This is a genomic window from Photobacterium sp. Ph5 (assembly GCF_022129445.1).
GTDB lineage: Bacteria > Pseudomonadota > Gammaproteobacteria > Enterobacterales > Vibrionaceae > Photobacterium.
The window spans coordinates 69,759-76,427 of the sequence record NZ_JADQAQ010000017.1 but is presented as its reverse complement, the minus strand read 5'-3'; the positions used below and the strand labels follow the sequence as shown (position 1 = coordinate 76,427).

Below are 6,669 nucleotides of genomic sequence, written 5' to 3'. Positions count from 1 at the left end.
CTCCGTTATTACTAATATTGTAGTTGCAATAACGGGGCGGACCATACATTTTTGTTAGTACTTACTTCATTAATACGCTTTTTTCTAAGGCGGTTAGAATTGGGTAATCAGCAGGACATAATGGATAGCGTTTAAATTCATTTAAGCCCACCCACACCATTGCTTGATGAGCATTTAATGCAATATTCCCTTCACACCATCGAGTTAAATAACCTTTTAGTTCAATGACTTTATCACCGTAATCAAATACGCTATCCGCCAACCATTGCTGTGTTTTAGTTGTGATCGCTAACTCTTCCATAAGCTCACGTTCTAATGCGTGTTCTGGTAATTCACCCACCTCAACTTTACCGCCAGGAAATTCCCATAAACCACCTTGGCTTGCATTATCTAATCGCTGAGCAAGTAGGTACTTACCTTCTTTCTCAATAACGCCCGCAACCACAACGATTGTTTTACACTTTTTCATTTTTAAAGAGACTTACCGCAACACTGTTTGAATTTCTTACCACTATTGCATGGGCAAGGATCATTACGCCCAATATTTTTGTACGGGTTAATCGCTTGTGCTCCAGCGCCAATCTGAAGTTGATCAGCAGCCATCATCACTTCCGTTAGCATTAATGGTAATTGCGAATAAAGCTCACTCGGTGCAGGCATTCCTGTCACGCCCGCTTGCTCCATTTGTTCCAGAGTACCGGCTTCATCAACACATAGCATTAGCGTTGTAAGTAATGCAGATAGCATGCGCATCGTACCATCTGAAATAGATTTCTCTTCCCAGTTTGGTTCTATGTAATGCCAAACGGCTAAAAAGCCTTGAGCAAACTCGGAAAGTGCCACATTTGTATCACCACTCTCTTGCCATTTAAGCTCTACCGGTAATTGGTACTCACCCGCTTTTACTGTGCGATATTGCATTTCAAAGTGATTTAATACGGCAACTTTATCAGTATCAGATAGCGTAATATCATTATCTTCTGTAACAGCACCAGTTAATAACACAGGTAACCAAATCTCAGGTTCCATCGGTTTAGGGTTTGCATTTGCGGCAAATAATGCGCCTTCAATAAAAGGAGCTGACATACCATCCCAGCTAGTTGGGAATGTCATTAATGTATTCATGATGGTTTCCAGTAAAAGTTTCTATCGCAATTATACCTGACTCATCCTTTTTCTTCATATCATCACTGACTTGAGCGAAAATATGTAATATTCATTGTTTCTTACAACGACATAAGTAGGAGTAATTAAAATTTATTATGCTAATTACATGATATTTGATGCAGTTCAGCGAAATTAAACATATATTCTGTTTAATTACTGATAAATGTCATCACTTATAATCTATGCGATGGGAATAGCCATGGATAATCACGATTTAAATGCAATCATTGCTGGCGCGAGTGGTTTGGTTGGAGATGAACTATTACACCAATTACTTGCAAATAAAACATTTAAACATATTTATGCTTTATCTCGTCGTGATTTACCATTTCGCAGCAGTAAATTACACCAAATTATTGACCCACTCCTTCGGATCAATAATTGGGAAAATGACACACCTCTGCCGCAATATGGCTTTATTTGTTTAGGTACAACAAAACGTAAAGCTGGCAGTAAATCGGCACTTGCCGCAGTCGATCTCTATTTGGTGAAAGATGTTGCTTGTACCATGAAAAACCTAGGCGTTAAACACATAATTGTCGTATCGAGCCTTGGTGCATCAACTCACTCACCTTCCCATTACTTACGCTGCAAAGGAAAAATGGAGCAAGCAATAACTAAGATGGGGTTTGAACACTGTATTTTTATTCGTCCGGGTCCTTTAAAAGGTGAACGCCGTGAAATTCGCGCTGACGAGCAACTATTGCAACACGTATTTGATGTGATCAATCCATTAATTATCGGCCCACTCAAGCATTTCGCGCCAGTACCCGCAGAGTGTGTAGCACGTAGCATGGTAAAAATGGCGCTATCTTGTGAAAAGCATCAACTTGATAAAAAAACCATAGTTTCAGGTCATCAACTTCGCACTATTTAAAATCCATGGTGACAAATTAACCCTCTCGCACTAGAATCTCGCCCCTTATATTGTAATTACCGAGCAGAGCTATAACCACTATGCGAGTTATTTTAGGCCCTATGGAAGGCGTCTTAGACCATTTAATGCGAGAGATGCTAACTGAAATTAATGACTACGATCTTTGTGTCACTGAATTTGTCCGAGTCATTGATAGCCTATTGCCTAGCAGTGTTTTCTATCGCCTATGTCCCGAATTGCGTCAAGGCGGGAAAACTCGCTCAGGTACTCCTGTTCGAGTACAAATTTTAGGGCAAGATCCTAATTGGATGGCTGAAAATGCGCAGCGTGCTTGTTCACTAGGCTCTGCTGGCGTTGATATTAACTTTGGTTGCCCAGCAAAAGCGGTAAATAAAAGCCGTGGCGGTGCGGTTTTACTTAAAGAGCCTGAGCATATTTATCAAATAGTTAAAGCCTGTCGCGCAGCTGTCAATCCCGTAAAACCTTTAACAGCAAAAGTACGTTTAGGCTGGGATGATCCTGCCCAATGTTTTGAAATTGCAGATGCCATTGCTCAAGCTGGTGCTGATGAAATGGTGGTTCATGCGCGTACTAAAGAAGATGGTTACCGTGCAGAGACTATCAAATGGGATTACATTAAACAGCTTAAAAATAATGTCGCTATTCCCATTATTGCAAATGGTGAAGTATGGAATTATCGCGATGGTCAAGCATGCCTTACCGCTACCAATACTGATGCATTAATGGTCTGTCGAGGCGCACTTAATCTGCCCAATTTAGGTAATGTCGTAAAACATAACCAAGCGCATATGAGTTGGGAAGAAGTACTCTCTTTATTATTAACTTACTCTCAATTTGAGATCAAAGGAGATAAAGGGCTTTACTACCCTAACCGTGTAAAACAATGGTTCTCTTACCTGCGTCATGAGTACCCACAAGCCAAATTATTATTTACTGATATTCGCGCCCTAAATAAAGCCAGCCCCATCATCGAAGTGCTTCAGCGCGCACAGCAGTAGCAGTAGCAGTAGCAGTAGCATAATGGACAGCCCAATCTAATTAGGCTGTCTTGTGATACCTTCTAGTATCATTGAACTTTCCCTTTTTTTATCACTCTAAAGCGGCACGCTTATCTACCATAAGAAAAATTCACACTTGTGCGTAAATTTAGGCCATTATTTATTGATAAAGTTATGTTTATTAAGGATCCACTATGCGTTGGAAAAACTCCCGCCAAAGTACCAATATTGAAGATCGTCGAGGCCAAAGCCCGACTCAAGCGGGATTACCTATTGGCGGTTTACTTCGCTTTATTCCGTTCTTAATTAAAACAAAGATTGGCAGAATTATTCTTGTTGTCGGTGGCTTATTTTTAGCTTATCAACACTTTACTGGCGGCAACATGATGGGACTGCAACAATCTGCTCCATCTTCTCAACTAGCGACTCAAAATGACGAAAATAAACAATTTGTCGCTGCGGTGTTAGGCACAACTGAAACTGTGTGGAATAAAATCCTTAATGGTAAATACCAGCCACCAAAGCTGGTGCTTTACAATAACGTTACCCAAACAGGTTGTGGAACAGGTTCCGCGCAATCAGGGCCTTTTTATTGCCCTACTGATAAAAAAGTATATTTAGATTTAAGCTTTATGAATGAGCTTAAAAAACTCGGCGCACCGGGTGACTTTGCCTTTGCTTATGTTATCGCTCACGAAGTGGGTCACCATGTCCAAAATCTATTAGGCACAAGTACTAAAGTACATCAGATGCAGCAGCGAAGCAGCAAAGTAGAAGCTAACCGTTTAAGTGTAAAACTGGAACTACAAGCAGACTGTTATGCTGGCGTATGGGGACACTATGTTAATCAACAAGGTATGCTTGAAACAGGTGATATTGATGAAGGTATTAAAGCGGCAAGTGCTGTAGGTGATGATCGCCTACAAGAAATGGCAGGCCAAGCAGTACAACCCGATGCCTTTACGCATGGCTCATCAGCACAGCGTATTGCATGGTTTAAGAAAGGATTTGAAACGGGCGATCCACGTCAGTGTAATACCTTTCAGCAGTAACTTATTATTTTCGCAATAAAAAACGCCTCATTATTTGTTTATTACAAAGGAGGCGTTTTTTTATATTAATTATTCAGGAATACGATTAGGATGATTCAAAATGTGGTCTTCCCAGTCTATAACATCGATTTCATACACAATTTTATCACGAACAGACTCATCAGCTTTATGCATTGCATCTTTTGAGCCGGTGATCAGTGGATGCCACTCAGGTAATGGCTTACCTTCTGCCAATAAGCGGTATGCACAGGTTTCAGGCAGCCAAACAAACTCATCAATACGATCACGAGTCAGTTTTAGACATTCTTCGCCAGATTCAAAACGATTCGTATAATCTTTGCAAGAACACGTTTTATTATCTAATAAACTACATGCCACATTGGTGTAATAGATATCATCTGTATCATCATCAATAAGCTTATGCAGACAGCACTTACCACAACCGTCACAAAGTGATTCCCACTCCTGATCTGTCATTGCTGCTAAGTCTTTTTCTTGCCAAAAATGCGTCATGATACCTACACCAAATTCACGTTATGCGCTTTAACACTGCGCTAAATTACAATTTACTATTTCATTATAGCGCGGTGTTTATAGCTACCCTGACGGTAAACTGCAAATTCAAATTACCTATTAATCAACAATGGCATCGAAATGAGAGCTATTATTATTTAGTTAATGTGAAACAGAGAGAAACTCTAGAATACTGAAATAGATCTTTAATTTTGATCTTATGGGTAAGGAGTGATAATTTGCGCAGCCAATTTAAACAATGAAGAGAAGTAATTGATGGAATGTCGTCTTGGCTGTGGTGCCTGCTGTATAGCTCCAAGTATCTCATCAAGTATACCTGGAATGCCCAACGGCAAACCTGCGGGTGTACCTTGTATTCAACTCAATGAGCAAAATTTATGTAAACTTTTTGGTAAAGCAGAACGCCCTGCTGTATGTCACCATTTTAAAGCTTGCCCTGATATTTGTGGAAAAACCAATGAGCAAGCTTTAACGATAATTACAGAATTAGAGCAACTGACTTAATCAATGCTCTTTATCTTACTATTGCGTTATTCTGTCGTTTTCCCCGTCAGAATACGTAATGCAATTTTTGCATTTTCTGCAACCTGATGACCAGTATGTGTTAAATAACCACCATCAAGTTGAGTTACCAATCCTTTCGCGTATAAACGTTGAGCAGCTGAAACCAATGCTGGATTTGCATCACTATGAACTTTTACCCCTTCCATGTTGCTGTGGATAGGGAATTTCACTAATAGATTCATTTCTTCAACAATATCTTGAGTGTATAGCATAACGACCTCTTATTAGTCTCTATTTAGATCTTACTGTCTAACGACTGACCTATTTAATATCATGAGTTAATACTAGCGGTTACTGGTGATAAAACTAGGTGCCAAGATCAACATCTTATAATCTTTATATCAGTGAAACGCGATCACGCTCATAATTTCAGAACTCTTTTTTCGGATGTTTACAACTGTACAAAAAACACCCTAACCTGTTGAGAGATATAAAAAAGCCGCTAATAAAAGCGGCTTTAGAAATTAAGCTTGAATACCAACAATTAACCATGGCGCATTCGGCGTTTTTAAATCTCGCTCTAAATGCCATACATCATTAATATCTTCTTCAATCCCTTCTTGGGTATCTTTATAGCGACCAGAGAACTTAATACTTAGCTGTGCTGAATTTGCGTCATAGTCTGCACGTACAAGTTCGGCATCAACGTACATCACTTCAGTATGTTGCTCACCTGAAAGTTTGGCACGTTCAGCTTGTAAATCGGCAAATAACGCAGGTGATACGTATTCTTTGATTTTCGCTAATTCGTTATGGTTCCATGCGCCTTGAATAATACGATAGTGATCGCGAGAACCACTTAAAAATGCATTCATATTAAAGTTAGGCGGCAAATTAAATGGCACATCACTGTCGGTTGACTCAAAACCACCATTTTGTGGTTGAGACTGCGAACCTGTCGCTTGACGATATTGCTGTTGTGCTTGTTGTGGCTGCTGTCGAGGAGAGTTTCCTGCGTAAGATTCACGATGACCCATCGGAGTGCCTTTATTTGCACGCATTGCTTTAAATAATTTAAACAATACAAATGCAATCACACCTATAATGAGAATATCCATAAACTGGATACCATCAAATGAACCACCAAAGAAAGCAGCAAGTAAGCCACCAGCAAGTAAGCCACCTAATAGGCCACCCATTAAGCCTTTCTTGCTCGATGACGCAGGTGAATTTTGTTTACGAATAGTATCTGTTTGTTGTGGCTGTTGTTTTTTCATTGGTGCAGTTTTAAAACTTTTACCAAACGACTTACCACCACCGAATTTCTTTGCTTCAGCATGCGGTGTCGACAATGCGACCACAAACACTAAAGCAAATACAGTAAAAAAGCGTTTCATCATTGTTGAAGTACCTTATCCATGTCCTGTATGCATCGTAGCCATATAACGGAGAATGTCAATTCAAAGCCGCCGTGAAATTGTTACCATCCCTTAACATTTAACGATTATAATTTCAT

General features: G+C 39.8%; 9 protein-coding genes. 4 read left to right on the top strand and 5 right to left on the bottom strand.

Annotated elements, in window-relative coordinates:
- Positions 1-61: 61 nt before the first annotated feature.
- Complete coding sequence (locus I3259_RS08900) at positions 62-469, bottom strand: (deoxy)nucleoside triphosphate pyrophosphohydrolase (RefSeq protein ID WP_238029290.1); 408 nt, start codon at positions 467-469, stop codon at positions 62-64.
- A gap of 2 nt (positions 470-471) precedes the next feature.
- Entirely contained in the window at positions 472-1,125 is a 654-nt protein-coding gene (locus I3259_RS08895) for an SEC-C metal-binding domain-containing protein (RefSeq protein WP_238029289.1), read from the bottom strand.
- Between the two features lie 241 nt (positions 1,126-1,366).
- On the opposite strand from I3259_RS08895, the gene I3259_RS08890 reads away from it, so the two are divergent.
- The 3 genes from I3259_RS08890 to I3259_RS08880 all read left to right on the top strand — a co-directional run bounded on the left by I3259_RS08890 (position 1,367) and on the right by I3259_RS08880 (position 4,115).
- Positions 1,367-2,044 (top strand): oxidoreductase, encoded by a 678-nt coding sequence (locus tag I3259_RS08890; protein ID WP_238029288.1) that lies wholly within the window; start codon positions 1,367-1,369, stop codon positions 2,042-2,044.
- Positions 2,045-2,124: 80 nt separating this feature from the next.
- Entirely contained in the window at positions 2,125-3,063 is a 939-nt protein-coding gene (gene dusC, locus I3259_RS08885) for a tRNA dihydrouridine(16) synthase DusC (RefSeq protein ID WP_238029287.1), read from the top strand.
- A gap of 194 nt (positions 3,064-3,257) precedes the next feature.
- On the top strand, positions 3,258-4,115 hold the full coding sequence (locus tag I3259_RS08880; protein WP_238029286.1) for a neutral zinc metallopeptidase: 858 nt from the start codon (positions 3,258-3,260) through the stop codon (positions 4,113-4,115).
- Between the two features lie 69 nt (positions 4,116-4,184).
- On the opposite strand, the gene I3259_RS08875 is transcribed toward I3259_RS08880, so the two are convergent.
- On the bottom strand, positions 4,185-4,628 hold the full coding sequence (locus I3259_RS08875) for a YcgN family cysteine cluster protein (protein WP_238029285.1): 444 nt from the start codon (positions 4,626-4,628) through the stop codon (positions 4,185-4,187).
- A gap of 276 nt (positions 4,629-4,904) precedes the next feature.
- Here I3259_RS08875 and I3259_RS08870 point away from each other — a divergent pair, with 276 nt between their 5' ends.
- Positions 4,905-5,153, top strand: a complete 249-nt coding sequence (locus I3259_RS08870; RefSeq protein WP_238029284.1) for a YkgJ family cysteine cluster protein — start codon at positions 4,905-4,907, stop codon at positions 5,151-5,153.
- A gap of 26 nt (positions 5,154-5,179) precedes the next feature.
- Here the strand turns inward: I3259_RS08870 and I3259_RS08865 are convergent, their stop codons facing one another.
- Together I3259_RS08865 and I3259_RS08860 are read right to left on the bottom strand one after the other, a co-directional pair.
- Positions 5,180-5,425 (bottom strand): TIGR02647 family protein, encoded by a 246-nt coding sequence (locus tag I3259_RS08865; RefSeq protein ID WP_238029283.1) that lies wholly within the window; start codon positions 5,423-5,425, stop codon positions 5,180-5,182.
- Positions 5,426-5,677: 252 nt separating this feature from the next.
- A complete protein-coding gene (locus tag I3259_RS08860; protein WP_039872497.1) occupies positions 5,678-6,550 on the bottom strand; it encodes a TIM44-like domain-containing protein in 873 nt (290 codons plus the stop codon).
- Positions 6,551-6,669: the final 119 nt, after the last annotated feature.